This is a genomic window from Cryobacterium sp. TMT2-10, from assembly GCF_004403075.1.
Taxonomy (GTDB): Bacteria; Actinomycetota; Actinomycetes; order Actinomycetales; family Microbacteriaceae; genus Cryobacterium; species Cryobacterium shii.
On sequence record NZ_SOGW01000103.1, the window covers coordinates 1 to 24,717 of the forward strand.

The window sequence follows — 24,717 nt, forward strand, 5'->3', positions numbered from 1 at the left end:
CGGCCTGACCGGACTCGCCGAAGCCGCCGCCGCGGCGGGAAACGCCGGCGCCGACAGCGCCGAGGCCGACAGCGCCGAGGCCGACAGCGCCGAGGCCGACAGCGCCGAGGCCGACAGCGCCGAGGCCGACAGCGCCGACGGCTACGCGGTCGACCCCCAGGCCTTCCTGGTGCGGCTGGAGGACCTCCACCCCGGCTCACGCCTGTTGGAGGAATGCTTCGGGCCGGTCGCCCTCGTCTGCGAGTACGAGGATGCCGCGGCCGCGCTCGACGCCCTCACGCGGCTGCAGCCGAGCCTGGTCGCATCCGTCTTCACCGGCGGCCCGGACGACCCGGAGTCGGCGGGGGTCGTCGGCCGGCTGCTCGGGCAGGTCGGCCGGGTCGCGCTGAACGCGTGGCCGACCGGAGTGGCCACCAGCTGGTCCATGCAGCACGGCGGGCCATGGCCGGCCACGTCCCGGTCGGAGGCGACGAGCGTCGGCGCGGGCGCGCTGGACCGCTTCGTGCGACCGGTCGCGGTGCAGAATGCCGACCCCGCGCACCTTCCGGCGGGCCTCCACCCCGACAACCCGTGGCGCATTCCGCGGCGCATCGACGGCAAGCTGACACTGCCGGCAAGCTGACACTGCCCACAAGCTGACGCTGCCGGCCGGCCGACGCGAACCACACCCTGGCACCGCCCATACCCTGAACTGCAGCTCAACCTGACGAAAGCGAAACCATGACCGACCTCTCAACCCGCATCGACTCGGCCGTTTCAGACGAGCCCGACGTGACAGACGCTCCGGCCGGCATCGTCGCCGCGCCCCAGATCGACACCTCCGACCTGATCGACATCGAGTCGCTGCTCACCGCCGACGAGGTGGCCCTGCGCGATTCCGTGCGGGCATTCGTGGACTCCACCATCAGGCCGAACATCGCCGGCTGGTACGAGAACGGGGTCTTCCCCCTCGAGATCGTGCCCCAGATGGCGAAGCTCGGCCTGCTCGGCATGCACCTGAAGGGCTACGGATGCCCGGGCCGGAGCAGCGTCGAATACGGCCTGGCCGCCCTCGAGCTGGAGGCCGGGGACTCGGGCCTGCGCACCTTCGTGAGCGTGCAGGGATCCCTCGCCATGAGCGCCATCCACAAACACGGCTCCGAGGAGCAGAAAAACGAGTGGCTGCCGAAGATGGCGGCCGGCGAGGCGATCGGCTGCTTCGGACTGACCGAGCCGAACTCGGGCTCCGACCCCAGCAGCATGACCACCTTCGCCCGCCGCGACGGTGACGACTGGGTGATCTCAGGCACGAAGCGGTGGATCGGGCTGGCCGCCGTCGCCCAGGTCGCCGTGATCTGGGCGATGACCGACGACGGGGTGCGCGGCTTCGTCGTGCCCACCGACACCGCCGGATTCACGGCCACGGTGATCGGCCCGAAGCTCTCCATGCGGGCCTCCATCCAGTGCGAGATCGACCTGGACAACGTGCGCCTGCCCGCCTCGGCGATGCTGCCGAAGGCCAAGGGACTGAGCGGCCCGTTCTCCTGCCTGAACGAGGCGCGCTACGGCATCATCTGGGGCGTCATGGGCGCGGCACGCGACAGCTACCTCACCGCCCTGGCCTACGCCGGCGAACGGATGCAGTTCGACAAGCCTTTGTCCGGCTACCAGCTGACCCAGCAGAAGCTCGTCGACATGGCGCTGGAGATCAACAAGGGCACGCTGCTCGCCCTGCACCTGGGCCGTCTCAAAGACGCCGGAACGCTGAAACCGCACCAGATCTCGATCGGCAAGCTCAACAACACCCGCGAGGCGATCAAGATCTGCCGCGAGGCCCGCACCGTGCTCGGCGGCAACGGCATCACCCTGGACTACTCGCCGCTGCGGCACGCGAACAACCTGGAGAGCGTGCGCACCTACGAGGGCACCGATGAGGTTCACACCCTGATCATCGGAAACCACATCACCGGAATCCCCGCGTTCCGCTGACACCAGCGCCCGTTCGGGTGCCGAGAGAATGAGATCTGTTTTTCGAAGATACGTTCGCATGCCTCGCGCGTCCGTCCCGGAGTTGACGCTCGTCGGCGCCGGGCGCGGGCGGTCGACGAATCCTGGCCGGGGCGTCGCTGGATCGGATCTTCTGATGCGGGTCGACAGGCTGAGCGGTTCAGCGCGGTCGCTGGGCCGCCGACGCGCCAATCGACCCCTGACGTCGTCGCTGCGCCACCAAAAGCGCCGTCAAAGCCGGTTTTTGTGACTCGAATGAACGGCCATCCTCCGAACCACGCTATGTCTTCTCGGTGTTGCCCATCATTACTGCTGCGCGGGCTGCACTCCGGTTGAGCATGCCGATGTCTCCTGATGGGGGCTGGTGGAGTTGTCCCCAGCGAGTTGCGACACGCGGTGCGAAGCGTCGATTCAAGGCAGAGACAGATTGATGCTAGGTTCAGGGAAGAATTCCAATTCAATGGAGAAAAGGGAATATACATGCGAATGAAACCGTATCTCAAGCGCAGTTTGACTGTGGTCGTTGTCGGCGGGCTCTCCGCTGTGCTGGTCGCCGGCTGTAGCAGCGGCACGCCGGAGGCGTCGGCGCCTGAGCGTGATCTCGGTACGCCGGTCGCGGGCGAAATCGGTGACGGCGTGCTCAAGGGCGTGACGCTGACCTACGCGGCGTCGGGAGGAATCTTCCAGGACGGTCAGACCAAGGCAGCCTGGGAGCCGTTCGCCGAAAAGTCGGGCGCGACTTTTCTCCAGGATGCCTTCGACTCCGGCAAGCTCAAGGCGATGGTCGACTCCGGCAACGTCTCCTGGGACGTTGTGAACACCACCCAGTTCGACACCGCTCGGGGCTGCGGCACGCTCTACGAGGAGTATGACTACTCTCAGATCGACATGTCGAAGATCCCGGAGGGAACCGTCACGGACAAGTGCATGGTTCCGAATATTCTCTACGGACTCGTGGTCGCCTACAACACGGACGCCTTCGGCGACAACCCCCCGACCAGCGCCGCTGACTTCTTCGACACGAAGAAGTTCCCGGGCAAGCGCACGGTGAGCCAGTCGACCTACGTCGACCCGCAGACGGCGGAGTTCGCACTCGTGGCGCAGGGCAAGGATCCCAGCACCATCACCACGGATGACATCGATGGCGCCTTCGACATGTACCGGTCGCTCGGCAGCGACGTGATCGGCTGGACGACTGGAGCGCAGGCCCAGCAGCAGCTCGAATCGGGTGAAGCCGTAATGGGCCTGGTCTGGTCAGGTCGCGGCTACGGTGCTGCGGCGGCCGGCGCCCCGATCGCCCCCATGTGGGACGACTGGATGATCATGGTCGACTCAACCGGTATCCCGAAGGGTATCAAGGACAAGCAGGCCGCGTTCGCCGCAGTCAACTACTACATCGGCGCAGAACAGCAGGCGAAGATGACTGAACTGACGTCGTACGGTCCGGTCAACACCGATGCAAAGCCGAAGGTCGATAAGAAGCTGGGCACCTGGCTGACAACGGAACACATGGCCACGGGTCACGCTCCCAACGTCGACTTCTGGGTCAAGAACTATGATGTGCTGGCGACAGCCTGGGCCGGTTGGGCCACGGGTAGCTGACCCTATGTCCCAGATTTCGGCTCCTTCCCGGCCGAGGGTGACCTCGGCCGGGAAGGTCGGCTCGGAGGCGAACCAGCGGGCACCCAGAAACTGGAAGCCGTTCCTTCTCCTCGTCCCGGCGTTTCTCATCGTCTCCCTCTTCTTCCTCGCACCACTTGTCGACGTCTTCATCCGGAGCATCACCGACCCTCGGCTGGGCCTGCAGAACTATGTCTGGCTCTTCACCACCGAGACGAATATCACGGTGACCGTGCGCACCTTCGGCACCGCGCTTCTGGTTACCGTGGTGTGCGTGCTCCTCGCGTACCCGTATGCGTACCTGATGACGATCGTGGGCGATCGCACCCGGAATCTGCTCCAACTGTTCGTGATGCTTCCACTCTGGACCAGCATTCTCGTCCGCACGCTTGCCTGGATGGTGCTGCTGCAGGACACCGGACCGATTAACGGATTCCTCGAGACCGCGTTCGGCATCGGACCACTGCCGCTGATCAGAAGTACTTTCGGTGTCGCTTTGGCGATGAGTCAGGTGTTGCTTCCCTTCATGGTGCTGCCGCTGTACTCGGCGATGTCCAAAATCGACAAGCGTCTGTTGCCTGCGGCGTCGAATCTCGGTGCGAGGCCGATCACCGCATTCTTCACTGTCTACCTGCCCCTGTCCCGCCCAGGAATCTTCGCCGGTTCGATCACGGTGTTCATCCTCGGGCTGGGCTTCTACATCATTCCGTCGTTGCTCGGGTCGTCGAAGGAGATCATGATATCGGCCCTGATGTACCAGCAGATCAGCGTCTTCCTCATGTGGGGTCAGGGCACCGCGCTGGGGATCTTCCTGCTCGCAGCCACCGTCCTCATTCTCGTTGTGGTCGGCCGGCTGTCGAAGGGTGCAAGCATGTTCCCGGGGGTCGAGAAATGATGCTGCGGAGGGTGCTCGGCGCTATCGCGATTCTGATCATCGCCTGGCTGGTTCTGCCCACGTTGGTCATTATTCCGATGTCGTTCAACTCGGCCAGTTCATTCAACTTCCCGCCCAAGGGATTCTCCCTTCGGTGGTACGAGAACTTTTTCACAGACGCCTCATGGCTCCGGGCCCTCGGCGCCTCACTGCAAGTGGCGATCGTCACCATGATCGTTGCCACCACAGTGGGGGTAATGGCATCGATCGGCCTCTCGAAGGTTCGGTTCCGGGGTAAGGCGTTATTGGAGAACTTCTTCCTCACCCCACTCATCGTTCCTGGCATCGTGATTGCCGTTGGGCTCTACTCGCTCTTTCTCCGATTCAATCTCCTGGGGACACTGCCGGGCTTCGTTCTCGCTCACACCGTGGTCGCATTGCCACTCGTGATCATCAACGTGATGGCTTCACTGCAGGGCGTCGATCCACGACTCGAAGAGGCGTCGGCGAGCCTCGGAGCGGGACGGCTGCAAACCTTCTTCAGCATCACGTTGCCGCTGATCATGCCGGGAGTCACGGCCGGGGCCCTGTTCGCCTTTGTCACCTCCTTCGATGAGATCATTCTGTCTCTGTTCATCCAGAGTCCTCAGCTGCAGACGCTGCCGGTGAAGATCTACTACAGCGTCACCCAAACCAATGACCCCACCGTGGCTGCGGTAGCCGTGATAGCCATGTTCACATCCGTGATCATCATGCTTTCCGCGCAATTCGCCAGTCGTAAGAGAAAGTCGGTTTCCGCATGACCTCGAATGAAATTGCCGGGACCGCACCCTCACCCGACCAGATCCTCCGTGAGCTCAATCTCGACACTCAAGCGATCAGCACCATCAACCACGCCGGCATCAGCCTGCGCAACGTGACGAAGCGCTACGGCGAGAAGGCCGTTGTCGATGACATCGACCTCATCGTCGAACCGGGAGAGTTCATGACTTTCCTGGGGCCGTCCGGATCGGGCAAGACGACCACGCTGAACATGATCGCCGGTTTCGCGAGCGTGACTGAGGGGCTCCTGCACATCTACGGCAAGCCCGTGGCGAAGGTGCCCGCCCACAAGCGAGACATTGGGATGGTTTTCCAGAACTACGCGCTCTTCCCGCACATGACCGTTGCGGAGAACATCGCGTACCCCCTCAAGCGACGCAAGATCCCCAAGGACCGTCAGCGAACCATGGTCAAGGACGTGCTGGACATGGTCCGGATGGGGGACTACGGCAATCGTTCTCCCGCAGAGCTTTCGGGCGGGCAACAGCAACGGGTCGCACTTGCGCGTGCTCTGGTCTACAGTCCCCGAGTGCTTCTCATGGACGAACCCCTCGGCGCACTCGACAAGAAGTTGCGTGAATGGCTCCAGGCAGAGATCAAGAGAATTCACCGCGAAGTGGGCTCGACGTTCGTGTACGTGACACACGATCAAGAGGAAGCGCTGTCAATGTCTGACCGGATCGCGGTCTTCAATAACGGAAAGATCGAACAGGTCGGCAGCTCGGTCGAATTGTACGAACGCCCGAACACCCTCTTCGTCGGTCGATTCCTCGGAGAATCGACGGTCCTCATCGGGAAGCGGGCGGGATCCGTTGATGGAGGCACAACCGTCGACGTCGCCGGACATCAGATATCCGTGCCTGGCGACAGAGTCGGTGACGACCTGGCTGTGCTGATCCGTCCTGAGAACATCGTGCTGTATCAGGAGGGGTACCGTCCGGACTCAGCCTCATTCCAATCGGTTGATGTTCGGGTCCTGGGAGTGACCTATCTGGGATCGGGATGGCGATACGAAGTCCTTCTGCCGGACGGCAGCAGCGGTACCGTTCGGGTATCGCACTCGAGCGAGTCCTTCGCTGAGGGGAGCAAAGCCACGATGGTGTGGCACGTCGAATCCGGGGTACTCCTGCAGGACTCGGGAGAACTCGGGGAATCGACTACCTGACGGCCGCGATCAGGCATCCGGTGTGGGTGGCTGCCGCTTGTCCTTTACAGGGCGAGGGATGCAGCCACCCGCCGAGCTTCCCGGAAGCCGCTTTCGATGGCACCGTCGATGAAGCCGCCCCAGAGATCCGCAGTGTCGCAGCCGGCAAAGTGAACGATGCCGCTCGGAGTCTGGAGATCGCGAAGGTGACGGGTCAACTGATTGGGGCGGTGCACCATCCAGGTGTTCTGCGAAAGCGGGTCCTTCATCCAATCATGTGAGGCGACCTCGAGCACTTCGAGATCGTCGCGCCAGACTGCGAGTGCTGCCTGAACCTGGGCGATGCTGGTGACGTCGATCATGGTGTGGTCAGGGCCGAACGCGATGAGGACGGATTCGTCTTCTGAGATGAACTCGCTCTTCAATACCGATATCGGGTGTCGCTGGGAGGCGTATGCGAAGAATGGTGTGACGGCGCCCCGAACTCGAATCCACAGTTTGATGCCCTGGGACCCCACACGTTCACGGTTCGACGCCGACCAGGCTTCGGGGAGTTCGGGGGACATCCGGATGCTGTGCACGGCGTTTATGGGGAGTGTCATGATGATCCGCCGCGCGCGGACCTGGGTGCCGTCTTCACAGGTCACAATCCCAAAGTCGGCTTGGTGATCGATCGAGCGAACGGTCGTTCCCAACCGGATCTCACCGCGGACATCCTCGGCAATCGCCTGGGTGAAAGCAGACATGCCGCCGACCACGCTGTACGTCGCCGAGGCCTCGTGCATCAGCGGCCAGTGTCCACCGCTGGCGCTTACCCAACGGAGCGCGGCGGAGAGCCCGACCTCGTTGAGAGGGGCGTTCATATGCCCCACCCAGACTGACTCATTCGCCGACCGAGCCTCGTCGTCGAGGGCGATCGAGTCGAAGCGATCCTGCAGTGACAGGGAATCAAGAGAGGCGATCTCACCACTGGTGGGGTCGACCGCACGGGGGATCGCGGAGAGCGAATCTGACACCAGCCGGGCCTGACCATCGGCGATCAGGGCCATGAAATTTTCCAGCGTCCCACTGCGGCGGGCATCGCCCGCGCCCAACCAATACGCCTCCTCGGGACGAATGCTGCGGGTGACGTGTCGACCATAGCGAGTCACTTCCGACCAGGTATGGGGTTGGACCCAGTGCACCCATGTGCCGCCGAGTTCCAGGTCGTGTCCAAGCCTGTGGTCTGTCCAGGTGCGGCCACCGACCCGGTCGCGTGCCTCCAGCACCAGCACGGTGAGGCCGGCGTTCCCAAGTTCTCGCGCGGCAATCAGGCCGGAGAAGCCGGCCCCGACCACAACGACGTCGACAGTCTCCACGTGGTGAATTCCCTTTCGATCTCGGGGCGTAATTAGGAAAGCAGCCGCAGGGCAGCGGCCGCACGTACGCCCGATTCCACTGCGCCGTTGAGCGATTGCGCTATCCCGGTATGTTCGCCCGCGATGGCCACGCGTCCGGAAGGCAACTTGAAGGCGCCGATGTCATCGGCTGTCCAGTCGAGAGACGCGGCAGAATATGAGCCCTGAGCCCATTCATCGCTCGTCCAGTCGGTGAGGAGGGGGTCACCGTCGAGAACCAGTTCTGGACGCATTTCCTGGAGAGCGGCGAGCCAGGTTCGGGGACCTGCCACGGTCTCGAGCGCCTGGAGCGTCGCTTCGCCTCCAGCGAAGCAGGAAAGAGCGGGAACGCGATTCTCCCCGTCGGCCGACATCGATCGCCATGACCACCACGCCTGGTCACCGTGCTGCAGTGCTGAATCGCCATCGACCCTTGTCAGCGGAACCCCGAGCTTGGCTGCGGTCCCCATGAAGCGGTGATCGAGTGCAATCCGCTGTGCCGGGTTCAGATCGAATCCCAACGCGAGCGAACGGAGGAGCGGGAAAGGAACGGTGATGACTGCTGCGTCAGCGTCGATCGAACCGCCATCAGCCAGGGTCACCTGGACACCCGTCCTGCTCTGGTCGACCCCGATAACGGGAGACTCCAGCCGCACAGCGGGAGCAAGCCGGCGAGCGAGTTCAAGTGCCAGGGACTGATTGCCGTTGAGAAATCGTCCCCCATCCTCGACGTACCCGTTGGCTGACGAAGACTCATGGAGAATCGCAGCTTCGGCACTGATCCTGGCGGGATCTGCCGCAAGGGAAGTCCTGATCCGACAATAAAGGGGGTTAGCGCGAAAGTTTCCTCCCAGCGTCGCACTGTAGACGTCATCAACAGAAACGCGGTCGAGCCCGTCGCCGAGCATGGTCGTCAGCGTTGACGACAGCCTCGCGGACGTCTCATTGAGTTCCGCGAAGGAGACGTGGGAGGTGCCGACTGTCCGGCGCCCGTAACGCACGTTGTGGGTGAGGACCGGGACACCCACTTCGGCTGAGAGCCTCCGAATTTCGAACTCGGTCGGGAAGACGTATTCACCCCCACGCTCCGTCAATTGCCCGTTGCTCAGTTTCTGGGACCAGGTGCGCCCGCCGACCCGATTGCGAGCCTCGAGAATGGTTGTCTCGTGGCCGAGCTTGTGAAGTTCCCAGGCGGCGGTAAGGCCGGCCAGACCGGCGCCGATGATTATTACTTTCATGATGAGGTCCCCAATGACCGCGACGGTGCCGAGTGCGCTCGAGATCTTCTCCGCCGATGGGCCTGAGGTATTTCGAACCTTTCCCAAAATACTATCGAATGGGGCGCGGACCGCGGATTTTGGTGTGGGAATCGCCGCATGCGTCTGCTGGCGGGGCTGTCCGTCCGGAAAGATGATGGCCACAGCAGCACAGGCAGGCCTTTCGGTGACTCTCGGCGTCATCCGTGCCCGCTAGCCTGAAGTAGTCACCGCACCAAGCATCGCACCAGCCACCGCACCACTGGAGGACACCAATGCTGTTGACCGCCGACCTGTACGACGAACGCGGAGAAGAACTGCAGTCCGTCTCGCTCCAGTTCCAGGACCTCGGCGGCCGCGCCCGGTTCACCGGACCGATTCGCACCGTGACCTGCTTCCAGGACAATGCCCTGGTCAAATCGGTGCTGTCCACGCCCGGGGACGGCGCCGTGCTCGTGGTCGACGGCGGCGGCTCGCTCGAGACCGCGCTGATGGGCGACATGATCGCCGACCTCGCGGTGCAGAACGGCTGGGCCGGCGTCGTGATCAACGGCGCGATCCGCGACCGGGTCGCCATCGGCACCATGCAACTCGGGGTCAAGGCCCTCGGCAGCAACCCCCGCAAGAGCTCGAAGGCCGGCGTGGGCGTCACGGATGCCGTGGTCGAGTTCGGCGGCGTGACTTTCACCCCCGGGCGCACGGTCTTCTGCGACGAAGACGGGATCCTCGTCGAGCGGTAGCACGCTTCGAGCGCTAGGGCTTCGAGCGCTAGGGCTTCGAGCGCTGGGGCATCGAGCGCTGGGGCATCGAGTGGTCGCACGTGTTGGACCGGACGCGCGGCGCCACCCGAGGAAACTCACTCAGGTGGAGCCGCTGGTGCGGGGTCCAACATCATTGTTGTACTCGGGGAACAGCGCTGGTCACCCGGCTTCTCACGTTACGCGGATCGAGGGGGCTTTGTCATCACCGAATCGGCGTGAATCAGCCCGAATCGGCCGCGCAAGCTAACGATTGATACCGAGCTAACGATTGACACCGAGCCACCCGTAGCGGCGCTGCGGCCGCCCGGCCTGGCCGTAGCGCAGGGTGACGCCGGCCTGCCCGGTGTGCACGAAATGCTCGAGGTATTTGCGGGCGACGACCCGGGACAGGCCCAGCGTCTCCGCACACTCGGATGCCGCGACATCCGTCTCGCTGTCGACCAGCGTGTACTCGACCAGGCTCGCGGTCTCCTTGCTGAGTCCCTTCGGCAGCGGCGGGATCACGGCCACCGACCCCGTGGCGCCGAGGGCCTGGTCGAGGTCGCTCTGGCTGATCTGGCCGGGCCGGGTGAGCAGGCGGCGACGCTCGGCGTAGCCGTGCAGCCGCGACTGCAGCTCGGTGATCTTGAACGGCTTCAGCAGGTAGCTCACGATCCCGCCCTGCAGGGCGGCGCCGATGGTCTCGGCCTCGCGCGCTGCGCTCAGCACGAGGAAGTCGACGTCGTGGTCGGCCTCGCGGGCGCGGCGGATGACGTCCAGCCCGGTCATATCGGGCAGGTAGATGTCCAGCAGCACGAGGCAGGGCCGCAGCTCGGTGATCAGCTGCAACGCTTCGGCGCCGGAGTGGGCCACGCCCACCACCCGGAAGCCGGGCTGCTGCAGCACGACGCGCTCGTGCGCCCGGGCCACCATGAAGTCGTCGTCGACGACCAGCACGTCACACATGGTTCGCCTCCCGCGCGGCCGCGGGTCGGCCCGGCTCCACCGACAGTACCGGAAGCGCCGACGAAACCGGCAGCACGGCCGTGAACACGGTGCCGTCCTCGTGCCGGTACGTCACCTCGCCGCCGCGCCGGGTGACCACCAGCCGAACGATCGCCAGACCGAAGCCGTGCTCGGCCCCGCTGGACTCGGCCCCGGTTCCGGCCCCGGCCCCGATCTCAGCAACGGAACGGGCCGGCGCCGGCCGCTTCGACGTCACGCCCGCCTCGAACACGCGCTCGAGCAGCCCCGACTCGACGCCGGGTCCCGTGTCGCGCACCGTGACCCGAACGGCGGCCGCCAGCATCCGGATGTCCACCTCCACCTTGCGCGTCCCGGCTCCGGTGACCGCGTCGAGCGCGTTGTCCACCAGGTTGCCGATCACCGTCACCAGGTCGGTCGAGAGCCGCGGGTCCACCCGCGGCAGCGCGGACGCGGCCGACAGGGTCAGCTCGGCGCCGCGCTCCCGGGCCAGCGAGGTCTTCGCGATCACCAGGGCGGCGACGGCGGGCTCCGCCAGGCGGGTGAGCACGTCCCGGTCCAGGTCCGACCGGTCGCGGGTGACCGCGTCGATATAGTCGACGGCCGCGTCGGTGTCCCCGAGCTGCATCAGCATCGAGATCGTGTGCAGCCGGTTCGCGAACTCGTGGGTCTGCGCGCGCAGGGTGTCGGTGGCCTGCTGGCTGCTGCCCAGGTCGCGCTGCAGGGTGACCAGTTCGGTGCGGTCGCGCAGGGTTGTCACCACCTCGGGTTTCGCCCGCGGCGGGTGGATCGTGGTCTGATTGAGCACGAGCAGCATGCCCCCGTTGACGAGGGGCGTGTCCCGGTCGTTCTCGCCGTGCGTGCGCAGGGCGCGGGCGGCCGCGTCGTCGAGCCCGACCTCGTGGATCGACCGGCCCGGGGCGTCGTCGGGTAGTCCCAGCAGCATCCGGGCGCTGTCGTTGGCGAGGGTGATGATGCCGTCCGCGTCCACGGCCACGACGCCTTCACGGATGCCGTGCAGCATGGCCTCCCGGTGCTCCACCAGGCGGGCGATCTGTTCCGGTTCCAGGCCGAGGGTCTGCCGTTTGACCCGGGCCGCCATCCACCACGACCCGGCCGCGCCGAGCACCCCGGCCACGCTGAGGTAGGTGAGCAGGTTCGGGGCGGCGGCGGCGAGCAGCCCCGCCAGGGTCGGCAGCTGGCGCCCGGCCACGAGGTGGCCCACCAGCTCGCCGGCGTCGTCGAGCACGGGAACCCGGGCGACGACGTGGTCGATGGTGCCGAGCGGGGCCAGGCCGGCCCACGCGCCGTCCGACCCGGTCGGGGCAGTGCCCAGCACGAGCACGGTACGCAGCAGCCTCGGGTCGGCGGGCGACGCGAGAACGCGGCCGGCGGCATCCGTCACGATCAGTTCGTCGACGCCGGTCGTGGTGCGCAGGGTCTCCACGGGGGCGGTGAGCCGGGCGGGCGGCGAGGCGGCCGGAGCGTCCGCGTCGGGGGAGGCGTCGGCAGGGGCGACGGAAGAGGCGTCGGCAGACACGTCAGGGGCCGCATCGGCGAGGATGCTGCGCAGCAGCGGGTTCGCGGCCGAGTATTCGGCCACGGCCAGCATGCGCCGCTGCTGACCCGATTCGAAGGTCTGGCGGGTCTGCTCGAGCGAGATGGCGGTGACGGCCACGAGCACGATCGCCAGCAGGCTGAGCTGGAACAGCAGCAGCCGGCGGGTGAGGGTCAGCCGGGACCGGGTCGACTGCGGCGTGCGCGGTGATGGTGACTGCACGTGCCCTCCACTCGGTCGTCGTCGGCCCTAGAGAATCGTCGCGCACAATGGGGGAGAAGGGAAACCCGCACACAAGCTACACAACGTTCGCTAACACCATAAGTTGTGGCGGCCCGGGGGTGCCTGCGCACCATGGGACCCGTCGGCAATGAGGCCGGCCAACGAACCAGAGGAACGCAATGAGAAAACCAGCAATGTCGCGGCGTCTCATCGGCAGCACCATGATGGCTTCAACCCTGGTGCTCGCGCTCAGCGCCTGCGGCGTCACGGGCGGGGCTTCCACAGCCGCGACCGACAGCGAGCCGCTCCAGAACCTGCAGGTCATGGTGCCCAACGCGCCGGGCTCGGGCTACGACGTGACCGGCCGCGCCGCGGTGCGGGTCATGGACGAGGTCGGCATCAGCACCGGCACCGAGGTCACCAACCTGGCCGGCGCCGGCGGCACGATCGGCCTCGCCCGCACGCTCACCGAGAAGGGAAACGCGAACTTCCTGCTCGTGATGGGCCTCGGCGTCGTCGGCGCCGCGTACACGAATGAGGGCGATGCGAAGGTCGCGGATGCCGAGCCGATCGCCCGCCTGATCGAAGAAGCCGGGGCCATCTTCGTGCCCGCGAACTCCCCGTACACGACACTCGACGACCTGGTCACCGCGTGGAAGGCCAACCCGGCGAACTTCGCGGTCGGCGGCGGCTCCTCGCCCGGCGGCCCGGACCACCTGCTGCCGATGCAGCTCGCGGATGCCGTCGGCATCGAGGCCAGCACGGTGAACTACGTCGCCTACGACGGCGGCGGCGAGATGCTGCCGGCCATCCTGGGCGGCAAGCTCCAGTTCGCGGCCTCCGGCTACGGCGAATACCTCGAGCAGGTCAAGTCGGGCGAGCTGCGCGTGCTGGCCGTCACCAGCGCGAAGCGCGTCCCGGTGATCGACGCGCCCACGCTCACGGAAGAGGGCGTCGACCTGGTCTTCACCAACTGGCGCGGGCTGCTCGCGGCCCCCGGCCTGACCAAAGCCGAGAAGGCCCGCCTGATCGGCGCCGTCACCGCGATGCACGACAGCGACGAGTGGGCCCAGGTCCTCGAGGACAACGGCTGGACGGATGCGTTCCTCACCGGCACGAAATTCTCCACCTTCCTGACCGAGCAGGACGAACGGGTCGCGAGCACGCTCACGAGCCTGGGATTGGTGTGACCGGCGTCACCACCCCGAGCACCCTGATGCGCGGTCGCTCCGAGCTGGGCGTCGCCGCCCTGCTCGGGGCGCTCGCCGCGGTCGTAGCGGTCGATGCGGCGAACATCCGTCACACCGCCGTCAGCACCGGGGTGATGGGCCCGCAGGTGGTGCCCTTCCTGATCGCGGCGGGCCTGGCCCTCTGCGCGATCGCGCTCACGGTCAACGTGCTGCGCGGCGGCCACGGGCACCCCGAGGAGGGCGAGGACATCGACCTCACCACCGGTGCGCACTGGCCGACGCTGCTCGGGCTGGGCGCGCTCATCCTGGCTGCCGCGTTCACGATGGAACCCCTCGGGTTCGTCATCACCAGCGCCATCCTCTTCTACGGTTCGACGCTTCTGCTCGGCTCCCGGCACTACGTCTGGGGGCTGCTGATCGGCATCGCGCTCGCCGTGGCCACGTTCTACGGCTTCGTACTGGGCCTCGGCATTCCCCTGCCGGCCGGCCTGCTGACGGGAATTCTCTGATGGAAAATCTCTCCCTGTTGATGGAGGGCTTCGCGAACGCGCTGACCCTGCAGAACCTGCTCTTCGCCCTGATCGGCGTGCTGCTCGGCACCGCCGTCGGCGTGCTTCCGGGCATCGGGCCGGCCATGACGGTGGCGCTGCTGTTGCCCCTGACCTACGCGCTGGACGTGACCGGGTCGCTGATCATGTTCGCCGGCATCTACTACGGCGGCATGTACGGCGGGTCGACCACCTCGATCCTGCTCAACACGCCGGGGGAGTCCTCCTCGGTGGTCACGGCCCTCGAAGGCAACAAGATGGCCAAGGCCGGCCGGGGCGCCCAGGCGCTCGCGACGGCCGCGATCGGCTCGTTCGTGGCCGGCACCATCGCCACCGCTGCCCTCGTGTTCGTGGCCCCGTTCATCGTGTCGATCGCGATCAGTCTCGGCGCCCCGTCGTACTTCGCGATGATGGTGTTCGCGTTCATCGCGGTGAGCACCGTGCTCGGCACCTCGCGCATCCGTGGCCTGTCGTCGCTGATGATCGGGCTCGCCATCGGCCTGGTCGGCATGGACGCCACCACCGGGCAGCCCCGGTTGACCTTCGGGCAGCCGCTCCTGGCCGGCGGGATCGACGTGGTCGTGATCGCGGTCGCGCTCTTCGCGATCGGCGAGGCGCTCTGGATCGCCGCCCACCTGCGGCACGGCAAGCCGGTCACCATCCCGGTGGGCGTGCCGTGGATGGGCAAGGAGGACTGGAGGCGCAGCTGGAAGCCCTGGCTGCGCGGCACCGCGATCGGGTTCCCATTCGGGGCCATTCCGGCCGGCGGGGCCGAGATTCCCACCTTCCTCTCGTACGTCGTCGAGAAGAAGCTGTCGAAGCATCCGGAGGAGTTCGGCAAGGGCGCGATCGAGGGCGTGGCCGGTCCGGAGGCCGCGAACAACGCGTCGGCGGCCGGCACGCTCGTGCCGCTGCTGACCCTGGGCCTGCCGACGACGGCGACGGCTGCGGTGATGATCGCCGCGTTCAACCAGTACGGGATCCACCCCGGGCCGCTCCTGTTCAAGACCGAACCGGTGCTGGTCTGGACCCTGATCGCGAGCCTGTTCGTCGGCAACACCCTGCTTCTGCTGCTGAACCTGCCGCTCGCTCCGTTCTGGGCGAAGCTGCTGCGCATCCCGCGGCCCTACCTCTATGCCGGGATCCTGTTCTTCGCGACCCTCGGAGCGTATGCCGCGGGGCTGCAGGCGCTCAACATCGTGATCCTGCTGCTGATCGGGTCGCTCGGCTACGTCGCCCGGCGGTACGGCTTCCCGGTGCTGCCGATCATCGTCGGCGCCATCCTTGGACCGCAGATGGAACGTCAGCTGCGGCGGGCGCTGCAGATCAGCAACGGCGACCCGGGGGCTCTCGTCAGCGAGCCCGTGGCCGTGGTCATGTACACGGTGATCGTGCTGTTCCTGGTGCTTCCGCCGCTGGTGCGGTGGGCGCGGCGTCGCGCCGGGATCGTCCCGAGCGGTGCTGCCGGGCCGGGTGCCGGTGGGTTGGGTGTCGGTGCCGCGTCCACGGATGCTGCGTCCACGGATGCTGCGTCGACGGATGCCTCGTCCACGGATGCTGCGTCGACGGATGCCTCGTCCACGGATGCTGCGCCCGAGGACGCCGACCAGTCGGACACCTTCGTGCGCTGACGCAGCCGTAGCCGGCAACATCCGCCGAGTTCGTCACTTCCGGTCGAGTTCGCCAAGTGTGCCTGGCGACCTCGACCGGAACAGGCGAACTCGGCGACGGATGCTGCGACATCCGTCTCTCGGATGCCACCGTCAGGCACCCGCGGGGCGCCCTGGCCCTCGCCCTCGCGGTCTCGCGGAACAGTCGCGCGGTGCTCAACATCCGCCGAGTTCGTCACTTCCGGTCGAGTTCGCCAAGTGTGCCTGGCGACCTCGACCGGAACAGGCGAACTCGGCGACGGATGCTCGACCGGAACAGGCGAACTCGGCGACGGATGCTCGACCGGAACAGGCGAACTCGGCGTACGGATGCCCGGTCCGGCGACGCGGGACCGGCGGACGGAGACCCGGCCGGCGCCCGGGCTCAGCGCAGGGCGGACCGCCCGGCGTGCACGACCTGGCTGCGCTCGGTCAGTTCGACGACGCGTGCCGTGCCGTTCTCGAGGGTGACCTCGACCTCGAAGGCGTGGTCGAGGGCGGTGCTCTGCCGGAAGTCGGTCACGGTTCCGCTGCCGACCTCGGCCAGGGCGGCCTGCTCGGAGCTCGTGCGGTCGACGCTGGCGAGTTCGGCCCGGGTAAGCGCCCGGGGAGCGAGAGCGGATGCGCCCTCGCCCGTCCAGCCGGGAGTGCTCATCCAGACGACGGCGAATGTGGCGTCGAGTTCGACGGTGACCTCCACCCCGTTGGGGAGCCGGGTCTCCACTTCGTATGGCGTGGCGGCGGCCGGGCGGCGCTGGGCATCCGTCACGGTGCCGGGCCCGATCACGGTGAGGGCGGCGCGGCTCGCGCGTTCGAGTTCGTCGTCGGTCAGGCGCGTGTCATCGCTGCCGACGGCCGTCGCGATTCCGGCCGCACCGGCGCCCACGGCGACCATGACGGCCACGGCGACCGCGATCCAGGTCTTGTTTCCGACACGGGGCACCCAGGAAAAAGTCACACCCCCCAGTCTGGGGGATACCGCACGGTCCCGATGACACGACGGCCGGAGCGATGGCGCCGCCCCCAGCTGCGGAGTCGGGGCGGGGCGGCTACGGCTTGCGCACATGGCCCGGAATGGCCCCGAGAATCGCCACGGATGCCCACCGTCGCCGTCGCATCGGCGAGTCTCGGAGCAAAGGGCGAGCCTCGGCAGGAGACTGCCGTGAGACGGCCCCCCCTCGGGGGCTGCTGTGCGCCGGGGCCCAGTCGCTAGATTCGAGTCAGTACTGGGGGGGAGAGCGATGATGATGGAGAGTGCCTCCCTGCGCCCGCCGTTCGCGGCACCCTCCCTTCACGATCAGCTTCTGGGCCGGCGGGAAAGCACATCACCGCGCACATCACCGCGCACATCACCGCGCACATCACCGCGTTCGCCGCTCGGTCGAATCTTCGGCCGGTCGTCGCGTGGCGCCGACGGTGCGTCATGGTACTTCGGAGCCGAGGGAGCAAACGTGGTGCGCTCACTGCTGGCGACGCTGCCGCCGGAATGGACCGTGTTCCACTCCGTGGTCAGCGCGGCAAAATCCAACGCCGACCACCTCGTGATCGGCCCCGGCGGCATCTTCACGATCAGCACGAAGCACCACGGCGGCACGCAAGTCCGGGTCGGCAAGCACGATATGTCCGTCGACGGCGAGAAGGTGCACTACCTGCGGGCTGCCGAGTTCGCGGCCGAGCGGGTCACGGAACTGGTGCAGGCACGGATGCCGTTGCTCGCCCCCGTTCAGCCCGTGATCGCCTTCGTCAACCCCGAGCAGCTCGTGATCATGGAGAAACCCGAGCAGGTCAAGGTCATCGACGCGGGCGACCTGCGCCGCTGGCTGGTCAACCTGCACCCCGTGCTGACGGCCGGTGAGGTGCAGGAGGTGGCCGACCTGCTCGACAGTCCCGGCAGCTGGCGCGCTCTGCCCGAGAACGAGAACGAGAACGAGAACGAGCCCGAACACGCCGCGGCCCCGGGACGGATGCGCGTGGCCGGCATCCGTCGCCTGCACTGGATCCTGCGCGCCGCGCTGGCCGTCCTCGGGGCAGGCATCGCCGTGCTGCCTCTGCTGGGGGGAACCGGCGGCTGAAACTCCTCACCTTCCGCTGATGAAGGCGGGGGTGAACATCGCGCGAACATCCGAGGAAGGGCTCCGGAACAGACGGCGGAACGTCCATTTCTGCCGCCTGCCCGTGATCTAGTCGATCAAATGGATGCGACTCGACGACAATTTCTGACCACGGTCGGCACCATGGCGGCCGGGGCCATGGCCGCCGGCGGCGCGGCCGGCGCCGCGAAGGGCGCCGGATTCGGCGCGGCAGGGCACCCCGGCAGCGCGCGGCAACCGGGCGTCACCGCCACCCTGCCAGCCCCGGCCGATTCCGGGATCGACCACGTGATCGTGCTCATGATGGAGAACCGCTCCTTCGACCATTTCCTCGGCTGGATGCCTGGGGCGGACGGCAAACAGGCCGGGCTGACCTACACCGACCGCTACCGGGTCCGGCGCGCCACGCATCATCTGGGGGACTTCCAGGGCTGCGGGCACCCTGACCCCGACCACTCGTACGAGGGCGGCCGCATCCAGTTCAACTCGGGCAAGTGCGACGGCTGGTTGCGATCCGGCGAGAGCGACGCCTTCGCGATCGGCTACTACGATTCAACGGATCTGGACTTCTTCCGCCAGGCCGGACCGGACTGGACGGTCTGCGACCGGTATTTCGCGGCCACCATGGCCGAAACGTACCCCAACCGGTTCTACCAGCACGCCGGGGCCACCGACCGCACCCACAACTCCACGGTCACGAGCACGCTGCCCACCATCTGGGACCGGCTGTCCGACGCCGGACTGCGCGGCAAGTACTACTACGGCGACATCCCGTTCACCGCGCTCTGGGGCACGAAGTACCTCGATATCTCACACCCGTACGCCGACTTCCTGGCCGATTGCGCGTCGGGAAACCTGCCGGAGGTCTCCTTCGTCGACCCCCGGTTCTCCGACGAAGGCTCCGGCACCTCCGGTGACGACCACCCGCACGCCGACATCCGTTCCGGTGAGCTCTTCCTCGCCGAGGTCTACGCGGCCGTCACGAAGAGCCCGGCGTGGGGACGCACCCTGTTCGTGATCAACTACGACGAGTGGGGCGGCTTCTTCGACCACGTCGCCCCGGTCACGGCCCCGGATGCCGATCCCGGCAACGCCCTGCGCGGCTTCCGGGTGCCGGCCGTCGTGATCTCGCCGCGCGCCCGGCGCCGCCATGTCGCGCACGAGACGTACGACCACACCTCCGTGCTGAAAGCCATCGAGTGGCGCTGGAATCTGCCGCCGCTGACGCCGCGGGACACGGCCGCGCGCAACATCGCGGAGGTCCTGGACTTCACCAGCCCCCCGAACCTGCTCGCCCCGAAATACCTGGTTCCGCCCTTCGTGGCCGGTGCGCCCTGCGCGCCGGTGGGAACGCCCTCGGTCGAAGAATGGCCGGCCCTGAGGGACAAGGCGCTCGCGGACGGGTGGATGCTGCCATGAGCGTGACGCGCGGGGCACCCGGCATCCGTCGACCTCTCGGGCTGCGCTGGATGGCCGCCGCGGCCCTGATCCTGCTGGCGACGGCGACCCTGGGTCAGATGATCGACCCACCGGAGGCCGAGGCCCGGTCGGGGGCCGCGGCTGGAGGAGGCACCGGAGGCGGCACCGGCACCGGCGCCCTGCCCGGGGCCAGGCACGTCTTCGTGATCAACCTGGAGAACAAGGGCTACGACAGCGCCTGGGGGCCGGCGTCGGCTGCGCCCTACCTGGCCGGAACCCTGCGCAACCAGGGCGTGCTGCTGACCCAGTACTTCGGCGTCGCCCACAATTCCCTGCCCAACTACATTGCCCAGATCTCGGGACAGGGCCCGAACCCGCAGACCCAGGCCGACTGCCAGACCTATTCGCCGTTCGTGGGTGCGGGCACGACCAGCCCGGGACAATACGTGGGCAACGGATGCGTGTACCCGGCCGCCGTTCCCACCGTCGCCGGCCAGCTGACCGATTCGGGGCGTACCTGGAAGGGGTACATGGAAGACATGGGGTCCTCCTGCCGGCACCCGTCACTCGGTGCTGTGGACGACACGCAGAAGGCGCGCGTGGGGGACCAGTACGCGGTCCGGCACAACCCGTTCGTGTACTTCGCCAGCATCACCGGCTCGCCGGACTGCGCTCGGAACGATGTGGACCTGAATGCGCTGACGGCCGATCTGGCGTCGACCGCCACCACGCCGAACCTCTCGATGATCACCCCGAACCTGTGCCACGACGGCCATGACGCGCCCTGCGTCGACGGGCAGCCGGGCGGGCTGGCCAGTGCCGACGAGTGGTTGAAGCGGTGGGTCCCTGCGATCACGTCGTCACCGGCGTTCAAGCGGGACGGCGTGCTGGTCATCACCTTCGACGAGTCGGACAGCCCGCAAACCGATTCCTCCGCCTGCTGCGGCGAGGGCCCCGGCCCCAACAGCCCGCTGCCCGGCATCACGGGGCTCGGCGGCGGCCGGGTCGGCGCCCTGGTGCTGTCGCCGTTCGTGGCGGCGGGAACGACCTCCACCACGCCGTACAACCACTACAGCCTCCTCGCCAGCATCGAGGACACCTTCGCCCTGCCGTACCTGGGGTACGCGGCGACGCCGGGACTCAACCGGTTCGGACTGGATGTGTACAACGGGGGTCGCCACCGGTAACGGCGATTCCGGGGCATGATGAGCGCATGGGATCACCGCGCCGCCGCTGGCTCCTCGGCGCCGTCGTCGGGCTGTTCCTTCTCGCGCTCGCGTCCGCCGCCGTGTTCTGGCCAGGGGCGAACCCGTTCGCGACACCTGTCCCGTCCGCGGCATCCACCCCGCCCGCGACATCCACCCCGTCGGCCCGGCCGGGCGTGCAGCATGTCTTCGTGATCAACCTCGAGAACAAGGGGTACGACCGCACCTGGAGTGCGGATTCGACGGCCCCGTATCTGTCGGGCACCCTGCGCGACCAGGGGGTGCTGCTCACCCAGTACTTCGGGGTGGCGCACCACTCGCTGCCCAACTACATCGCGCAGATTTCCGGGCAGGGGCCGAACCCGCAGACCCAGGCGGACTGCGGCACCTACACGAATTTCGTTCAGACGGGCACGGCCGACTTCGATCAGGCGGTCGGTGACGGATGCGTGTACCCGGCCGGGGTGCCCACGGTCGCCGACCAGCTGGGCACCGCGGGCCTGCGCTGGAAGGGGTATTTCGAGGACATGGGCAAGGCGTGCCGGCATCCGTCGCCCGGTGCGGTCGACGACACTCAGCGTGCCCGGCCCGGGGACATGTACGCGGCCCGCCACAACCCGTTCGTATACTTCGCCAGGATCACGGGCTCGCCCGACTGCGCCCGGAACGTGGTGGACCTGACCGAGCTCGAGGGCGACCTGGCCCAAGCGTCGACGACAGCGAACCTGACGATGATCAGCCCGAACCTCTGCCATGACGGCCACGACTACCCGTGCGTCGACGGCGAACCGGGCGGTTTGGCCAGCGCGGACGCCTGGCTGCGGGAATGGGTGCCGCGCATCCTCGCCTCGCCGGCGTTCGCGGCCGACGGCCTGCTGGTGATCACCTTCGACGAGTCGGACAGCGCGAAATCCGACTCCAGCGCGTGCTGCGGCGAAGTGCCCGGACCCAACGCCGCCCGTCCCGGCATCGAGGGTCCCGGGGGAGGGCGCGTCGGCGCCCTGGTGCTCTCTCCGTTCACCGCCGGCGGCACGTCATCCGACACGCCGTACAACCATTACAGTCTGCTGGCGACGATCGAGGACACCTTCTCGCTGCCGTATCTGGGCTACGCGGCGACCCCGGGCCTGGCCCGTTTCGGTTCGGACGTGTTCAACACCGCGCACCGATTTTAACACCGTGCACTGACTTCAACACCGCGCGCTAACGCTGAAAGCCCGTTTCGGTGTCCGCCAGGTGCACGAGCGGACAATTCTCACAGGCGGCAGGCGTACCCTCGAATCACAGCCCGTCACGAAGGCTGGAAGGGGAGACAGTGGTGTATACCCGCGTGGACAACAGCGTCGCGGTGCAACAACTTGCGATCGGGCTGCACGATTCAGGCCGCGATCGACCGTGGGTTGTCGTGTCGTCGCCGTTCGGCACCGCCGTGCCCGAAATCGGGATCGAGCAACTCTCCAGCCAGATCGGTGACGTCACCCGGGTCTTCCTGATCGAGACCGGCGAACTCACCCGCCAGCTCGGCGACCTGCTCCCACCGCAATTCCAGGTATACGGCAGCGCCGGTCGCTCCTATCCGGTCGGCGACGCCTTCGCGACCCTGTCCCGGTCGAGGCTTCGCTTCACCCACGGCGACCCCCAGCACGCCACCGACCAGCTGGTCACGGATGCCCTCGCCCACGCCCACCAGGCCGGCCTCTTCGCGCTCGCCCCGGCATCCGTCATCACCGTCGACGGCACCGTCAAGGGCTTCATGCTCGGCGGTTCGCGCGCCCTGGTCGAGCTCGACGGCGGCGGCATGGCCACGGTCTGGCAGGAGCTGACCTACCCGCCGGTGCCGCTGGACTGGACCCTCAAGCCCGGGCAGCGCATCCGGGGTGCGCTCGATGCGCCCACCCATCGACTCAATGTGGAGAACAAGCCGCCGACCACGACCGCGATCGCCAATCGCTACCCGCACGGCAGCATCACCCTCGCCCTCGTGCAGAAGGTCAGTGCCCAGCGCGCCGTGCTGGCGCTGCACCCGCACCTGCAGTTCACGATCACCCGCGCCGACATCTCGGCCAACCCGCTCGACAAGGTCGACGCGCTCCTCTCCGAGGGCGATGTGGTGGCCGCGCGGGTGATCCACCTGCCCAGCGGCGCCCTGCACCTGTGCCTGAGCGACGTCGACGACGACGAGACCGTGCTGCCGTCGCTCTGCGCGGTGCGCAACGGCCCGCCGTGGCTGCAGGAGAACCGTCCGCTGCTGCCGCTGGTCGAAGAGGACGAGCCGACCGCTCAGGTGGTCGACCTGGTCGAGTCCCTTCCTGTTGTCGAGCCCGCCGTGGCCGGGTTCACGCCCGCGGACTCGGTCTGCGCGGGCAGGATCGCCGCCGGCGGATCCGCCTCCGGAGACGCCGGCCCAGCGGACGGCGCCGAGGCCTTCGCCCTCGCGAATCTGCTCGAGGCCCGCGCCCCGCTGCCGCGCCCGTCGCCGGGACCGGGCCGCATGCACGCCGTGCGCCGTCCGGCCACGACGTCGACTGTGATCCCCTTCCGTGTCACCCCGACTCCCGCACCCGCTCCGCATTCGGCGTTGCAGTCCACGCAGCTCTCCCTTGCCGAGGCGAAGGCGCGCATCACCCGGCTCGAGACCCAGTTGGTTGAGGCCGGGGCCACCGACTCCGACCTGGCCAAGCTGCGTGAGCAGGCCCGGTCGGCTCAGCTGCAGCTGCGCGACGCCCTGGTCGAGCTCGCGACCCTGCGCCACACGGTCGCGGAATTGCGCGATGACCAGCGAGCCCAGAGACGGATGCTGCGGGAATCCCGCCGCACGGCGCCCACCCCGGTCGCGGCGAGCGAATACGAAACCCGGCGCGCGCAGTGGGAGGACCCGGCCGGCTGGGTGCGCCACGAAATCCTGCTCGCCTGGGTCGACCGTGTTCCGGAGTCGGACCGCGAGGAATGGCCGTTGCCGCACAGCTACGTGCTGGGAGAGCGGTTCCCCGACTCCCTGGCCGGGCTCGACGACGGCCAGCTGGCCAAGGCGTTCAAGGCATCCGTCGACGTGCTGACCGGGCGGGTGAAGACCCTCACCGGGCGGCACCTGCACGCTCTGCGCCAGGGTGCAGGTCCGGCCGATCCGCATCTGCTGCGCTGGGACGGCGCCCGCTGCATGCGGGTCTCGATCGAGCAGAACACTCCGGCCGCGCGTCGGATGCACTTCTGGCAGCTTCCGGATGGCGGCATCGAGCTGGGCCGGATCGTCACCCATGACGACATGGAAGCCTAGGCCCGACCCCCTGTAAATCTCTCTCCCGGGTGACTATTCTGGAATCCTTACAGGCCGTCCACGCCCGCTGGGCCGCGTGCCCTGAGCCTCGTCAACAGGCCCTCCAGAAGCAGGAGGAAGAGATATCTATCACGATGAACAAGTTGCAGGTCAAGCCCCTCGATGCTCCAGATGAGCGCCGTACTCCGGAGAAGACCCACCTGGACCTCAACCGTCTGGGCGAGTACACCATCGGACGGATGACCATGGAGCCAGGCTGGTCCTGGTCCGAGTGCATCAAACCGGTGGTGCAGACGGAATCCTTCCGGCTGCCGCACGTGGGCTACTGCGTCTCCGGATCCCTCGAAACGGTGCTGGATGACGGCACTCGAGCCACCATCACGGCCGGCGACTCGTACACGATCCCGCCAGGCCACGACGCCCACGTCGTGGGTGAGGAACCCTGGGTGGCAATCGAGTTCGCCAGTGCCGAGGCCTACGGGGTGCCACCGGCCAAGTAAGCCGGTTCCAGCCGGTTCCAGCCGGTTCCAACCCGCCACCTGGACGTCGTCCCACGCGGTATCCAGGTGGCGCCTCTCAATCCCGGTGCTTCTCCAACCCGGTGCTTCTCCGACTTCCATGGCCGGAATTCTCGGCCCTCCTGGCGTCGCGCTACGTGTCCGGCTACTGGTCGTCGCGGGTGATGTTCTTATGTTCGATGGCGTCGGCCATCTGGATTCGCGATTTCGTGGTCTTTCGCCATCGACGCGGGCCGCTCTCG

At 67.3% G+C, this 24,717-nt stretch carries 21 protein-coding genes; 16 read left to right on the forward strand and 5 right to left on the reverse strand.

Annotation, left to right across the window (positions count from 1 at the left end):
- The 6 genes from E3T37_RS12395 to E3T37_RS12420 all read left to right on the forward strand — a co-directional run.
- Positions 1-622 (forward strand): aldehyde dehydrogenase family protein (locus tag E3T37_RS12395; protein WP_134367233.1); only part of this gene is annotated, 622 nt, incomplete at its 5' end.
- A gap of 98 nt (positions 623-720) precedes the next feature.
- Positions 721-1,968, forward strand: coding sequence for an acyl-CoA dehydrogenase family protein (locus E3T37_RS12400; RefSeq protein ID WP_134367235.1), 1,248 nt, complete (start codon positions 721-723; stop codon positions 1,966-1,968).
- Positions 1,969-2,466: 498 nt separating this feature from the next.
- Positions 2,467-3,588: an extracellular solute-binding protein gene (locus E3T37_RS12405; protein ID WP_134367237.1), complete on the forward strand. Its 1,122-nt coding sequence runs from the start codon at positions 2,467-2,469 to the stop codon at positions 3,586-3,588.
- 4 nt (positions 3,589-3,592) lie between these two features.
- Entirely contained in the window at positions 3,593-4,501 is a 909-nt protein-coding gene (locus E3T37_RS12410) for an ABC transporter permease (RefSeq protein WP_134367238.1), read from the forward strand.
- Positions 4,498-5,283 carry an ABC transporter permease gene (locus E3T37_RS12415; RefSeq protein ID WP_134367240.1) on the forward strand — a complete coding sequence of 262 codons (786 nt, stop codon included), beginning with the start codon at positions 4,498-4,500 and terminating at the stop codon, positions 5,281-5,283. The genes E3T37_RS12410 and E3T37_RS12415 overlap by 4 nt, the downstream gene beginning before the upstream one ends.
- A gap of 113 nt (positions 5,284-5,396) precedes the next feature.
- Positions 5,397-6,467 (forward strand): ABC transporter ATP-binding protein, encoded by a 1,071-nt coding sequence (locus E3T37_RS12420; protein ID WP_241994571.1) that lies wholly within the window; start codon positions 5,397-5,399, stop codon positions 6,465-6,467.
- Positions 6,468-6,511: 44 nt separating this feature from the next.
- Here E3T37_RS12420 and E3T37_RS12425 read toward each other — a convergent pair whose 3' ends face one another.
- Positions 6,512-7,804, reverse strand: coding sequence for an NAD(P)/FAD-dependent oxidoreductase (locus tag E3T37_RS12425; RefSeq protein WP_134367244.1), 1,293 nt, complete (start codon positions 7,802-7,804; stop codon positions 6,512-6,514).
- Between the two features lie 32 nt (positions 7,805-7,836).
- Complete coding sequence (locus tag E3T37_RS12430; RefSeq protein ID WP_241978694.1) at positions 7,837-9,243, reverse strand: NAD(P)/FAD-dependent oxidoreductase; 1,407 nt, start codon at positions 9,241-9,243, stop codon at positions 7,837-7,839.
- Between the two features lie 110 nt (positions 9,244-9,353).
- Here E3T37_RS12430 and rraA point away from each other — a divergent pair, with 110 nt between their 5' ends.
- Positions 9,354-9,818 (forward strand): ribonuclease E activity regulator RraA, encoded by a 465-nt coding sequence (gene rraA / locus E3T37_RS12435; RefSeq protein WP_134367246.1) that lies wholly within the window; start codon positions 9,354-9,356, stop codon positions 9,816-9,818.
- Between the two features lie 282 nt (positions 9,819-10,100).
- On the opposite strand, the gene E3T37_RS12440 is transcribed toward rraA, so the two are convergent.
- Both E3T37_RS12440 and E3T37_RS12445 read right to left on the reverse strand, forming a co-directional pair.
- The gene (locus E3T37_RS12440) at positions 10,101-10,784 is read right to left on the reverse strand and encodes a response regulator (RefSeq protein WP_134367248.1); all 684 of its coding nucleotides are present in this window, start codon (positions 10,782-10,784) and stop codon (positions 10,101-10,103) included.
- The gene (locus E3T37_RS12445; RefSeq protein WP_134367250.1) at positions 10,777-12,582 is read right to left on the reverse strand and encodes an ATP-binding protein; all 1,806 of its coding nucleotides are present in this window, start codon (positions 12,580-12,582) and stop codon (positions 10,777-10,779) included. The genes E3T37_RS12440 and E3T37_RS12445 overlap by 8 nt, the downstream gene beginning before the upstream one ends.
- Before the next feature lie 194 nt (positions 12,583-12,776).
- Between E3T37_RS12445 and E3T37_RS12450 the strand changes: the two genes are divergently transcribed.
- From E3T37_RS12450 to E3T37_RS12460, 3 genes are read left to right on the forward strand one after another with little or no spacing between them, the layout of a single operon-like run.
- On the forward strand, positions 12,777-13,772 hold the full coding sequence (locus E3T37_RS12450; protein WP_241975968.1) for a tripartite tricarboxylate transporter substrate binding protein: 996 nt from the start codon (positions 12,777-12,779) through the stop codon (positions 13,770-13,772).
- A complete protein-coding gene (locus tag E3T37_RS12455; RefSeq protein ID WP_241975970.1) occupies positions 13,769-14,281 on the forward strand; it encodes a tripartite tricarboxylate transporter TctB family protein in 513 nt (170 codons plus the stop codon). Before E3T37_RS12450 ends, E3T37_RS12455 begins: the two co-directional genes overlap by 4 nt.
- Positions 14,281-15,951 carry a tripartite tricarboxylate transporter permease gene (locus E3T37_RS12460; RefSeq protein WP_134367254.1) on the forward strand — a complete coding sequence of 557 codons (1,671 nt, stop codon included), beginning with the start codon at positions 14,281-14,283 and terminating at the stop codon, positions 15,949-15,951. The genes E3T37_RS12455 and E3T37_RS12460 overlap by 1 nt, the downstream gene beginning before the upstream one ends.
- Before the next feature lie 403 nt (positions 15,952-16,354).
- Here the strand turns inward: E3T37_RS12460 and E3T37_RS12465 are convergent, their stop codons facing one another.
- Entirely contained in the window at positions 16,355-16,927 is a 573-nt protein-coding gene (locus tag E3T37_RS12465) for a PepSY domain-containing protein (RefSeq protein ID WP_134367256.1), read from the reverse strand.
- Between the two features lie 289 nt (positions 16,928-17,216).
- On the opposite strand from E3T37_RS12465, the gene E3T37_RS12470 reads away from it, so the two are divergent.
- The 6 genes from E3T37_RS12470 to E3T37_RS12495 all read left to right on the forward strand — a co-directional run bounded on the left by E3T37_RS12470 (position 17,217) and on the right by E3T37_RS12495 (position 24,457).
- Positions 17,217-18,041 carry a nuclease-related domain-containing protein gene (locus E3T37_RS12470; protein ID WP_255572874.1) on the forward strand — a complete coding sequence of 275 codons (825 nt, stop codon included), beginning with the start codon at positions 17,217-17,219 and terminating at the stop codon, positions 18,039-18,041.
- A gap of 120 nt (positions 18,042-18,161) precedes the next feature.
- Positions 18,162-19,478: an alkaline phosphatase family protein gene (locus E3T37_RS12475; protein WP_134367260.1), complete on the forward strand. Its 1,317-nt coding sequence runs from the start codon at positions 18,162-18,164 to the stop codon at positions 19,476-19,478.
- Complete coding sequence (locus E3T37_RS12480) at positions 19,475-20,665, forward strand: alkaline phosphatase family protein (RefSeq protein WP_134367262.1); 1,191 nt, start codon at positions 19,475-19,477, stop codon at positions 20,663-20,665. The genes E3T37_RS12475 and E3T37_RS12480 overlap by 4 nt, the downstream gene beginning before the upstream one ends.
- Before the next feature lie 26 nt (positions 20,666-20,691).
- Positions 20,692-21,858, forward strand: coding sequence for an alkaline phosphatase family protein (locus tag E3T37_RS12485; RefSeq protein WP_134367264.1), 1,167 nt, complete (start codon positions 20,692-20,694; stop codon positions 21,856-21,858).
- Positions 21,859-21,998: 140 nt separating this feature from the next.
- On the forward strand, positions 21,999-23,957 hold the full coding sequence (locus tag E3T37_RS12490) for a hypothetical protein (RefSeq protein WP_134367266.1): 1,959 nt from the start codon (positions 21,999-22,001) through the stop codon (positions 23,955-23,957).
- Between the two features lie 134 nt (positions 23,958-24,091).
- Positions 24,092-24,457 (forward strand): cupin domain-containing protein, encoded by a 366-nt coding sequence (locus E3T37_RS12495; protein WP_134367268.1) that lies wholly within the window; start codon positions 24,092-24,094, stop codon positions 24,455-24,457.
- The last annotated feature ends 260 nt before the right edge of the window (positions 24,458-24,717 follow it).

Excerpts from the sequence above, each read along its gene's own strand:
- E3T37_RS12400 (WP_134367235.1), top strand. The coding sequence starts at position 721 with ATGACCGACCTCTCAACCCGCATCGACTCGGCCGTTTCAGACGAGCCC.
- E3T37_RS12405 (WP_134367237.1), top strand. The coding sequence starts at position 2,467 with ATGCGAATGAAACCGTATCTCAAGCGCAGTTTGACTGTGGTCGTTGTC.
- E3T37_RS12410 (WP_134367238.1), top strand. The coding sequence starts at position 3,593 with ATGTCCCAGATTTCGGCTCCTTCCCGGCCGAGGGTGACCTCGGCCGGG.
- E3T37_RS12415 (WP_134367240.1), top strand. The coding sequence starts at position 4,498 with ATGATGCTGCGGAGGGTGCTCGGCGCTATCGCGATTCTGATCATCGCC.
- rraA (WP_134367246.1), top strand. The coding sequence starts at position 9,354 with ATGCTGTTGACCGCCGACCTGTACGACGAACGCGGAGAAGAACTGCAG.
- E3T37_RS12440 (WP_134367248.1), bottom strand. The coding sequence starts at position 10,784 with ATGTGTGACGTGCTGGTCGTCGACGACGACTTCATGGTGGCCCGGGCG.
- E3T37_RS12450 (WP_241975968.1), top strand. The coding sequence starts at position 12,777 with ATGTCGCGGCGTCTCATCGGCAGCACCATGATGGCTTCAACCCTGGTG.
- E3T37_RS12460 (WP_134367254.1), top strand. The coding sequence starts at position 14,281 with ATGGAAAATCTCTCCCTGTTGATGGAGGGCTTCGCGAACGCGCTGACC.
- E3T37_RS12470 (WP_255572874.1), top strand. The coding sequence starts at position 17,217 with ATGGAGAGTGCCTCCCTGCGCCCGCCGTTCGCGGCACCCTCCCTTCAC.
- E3T37_RS12475 (WP_134367260.1), top strand. The coding sequence starts at position 18,162 with ATGGATGCGACTCGACGACAATTTCTGACCACGGTCGGCACCATGGCG.
- E3T37_RS12480 (WP_134367262.1), top strand. The coding sequence starts at position 19,475 with ATGAGCGTGACGCGCGGGGCACCCGGCATCCGTCGACCTCTCGGGCTG.
- E3T37_RS12485 (WP_134367264.1), top strand. The coding sequence starts at position 20,692 with ATGGGATCACCGCGCCGCCGCTGGCTCCTCGGCGCCGTCGTCGGGCTG.
- E3T37_RS12495 (WP_134367268.1), top strand. The coding sequence starts at position 24,092 with ATGAACAAGTTGCAGGTCAAGCCCCTCGATGCTCCAGATGAGCGCCGT.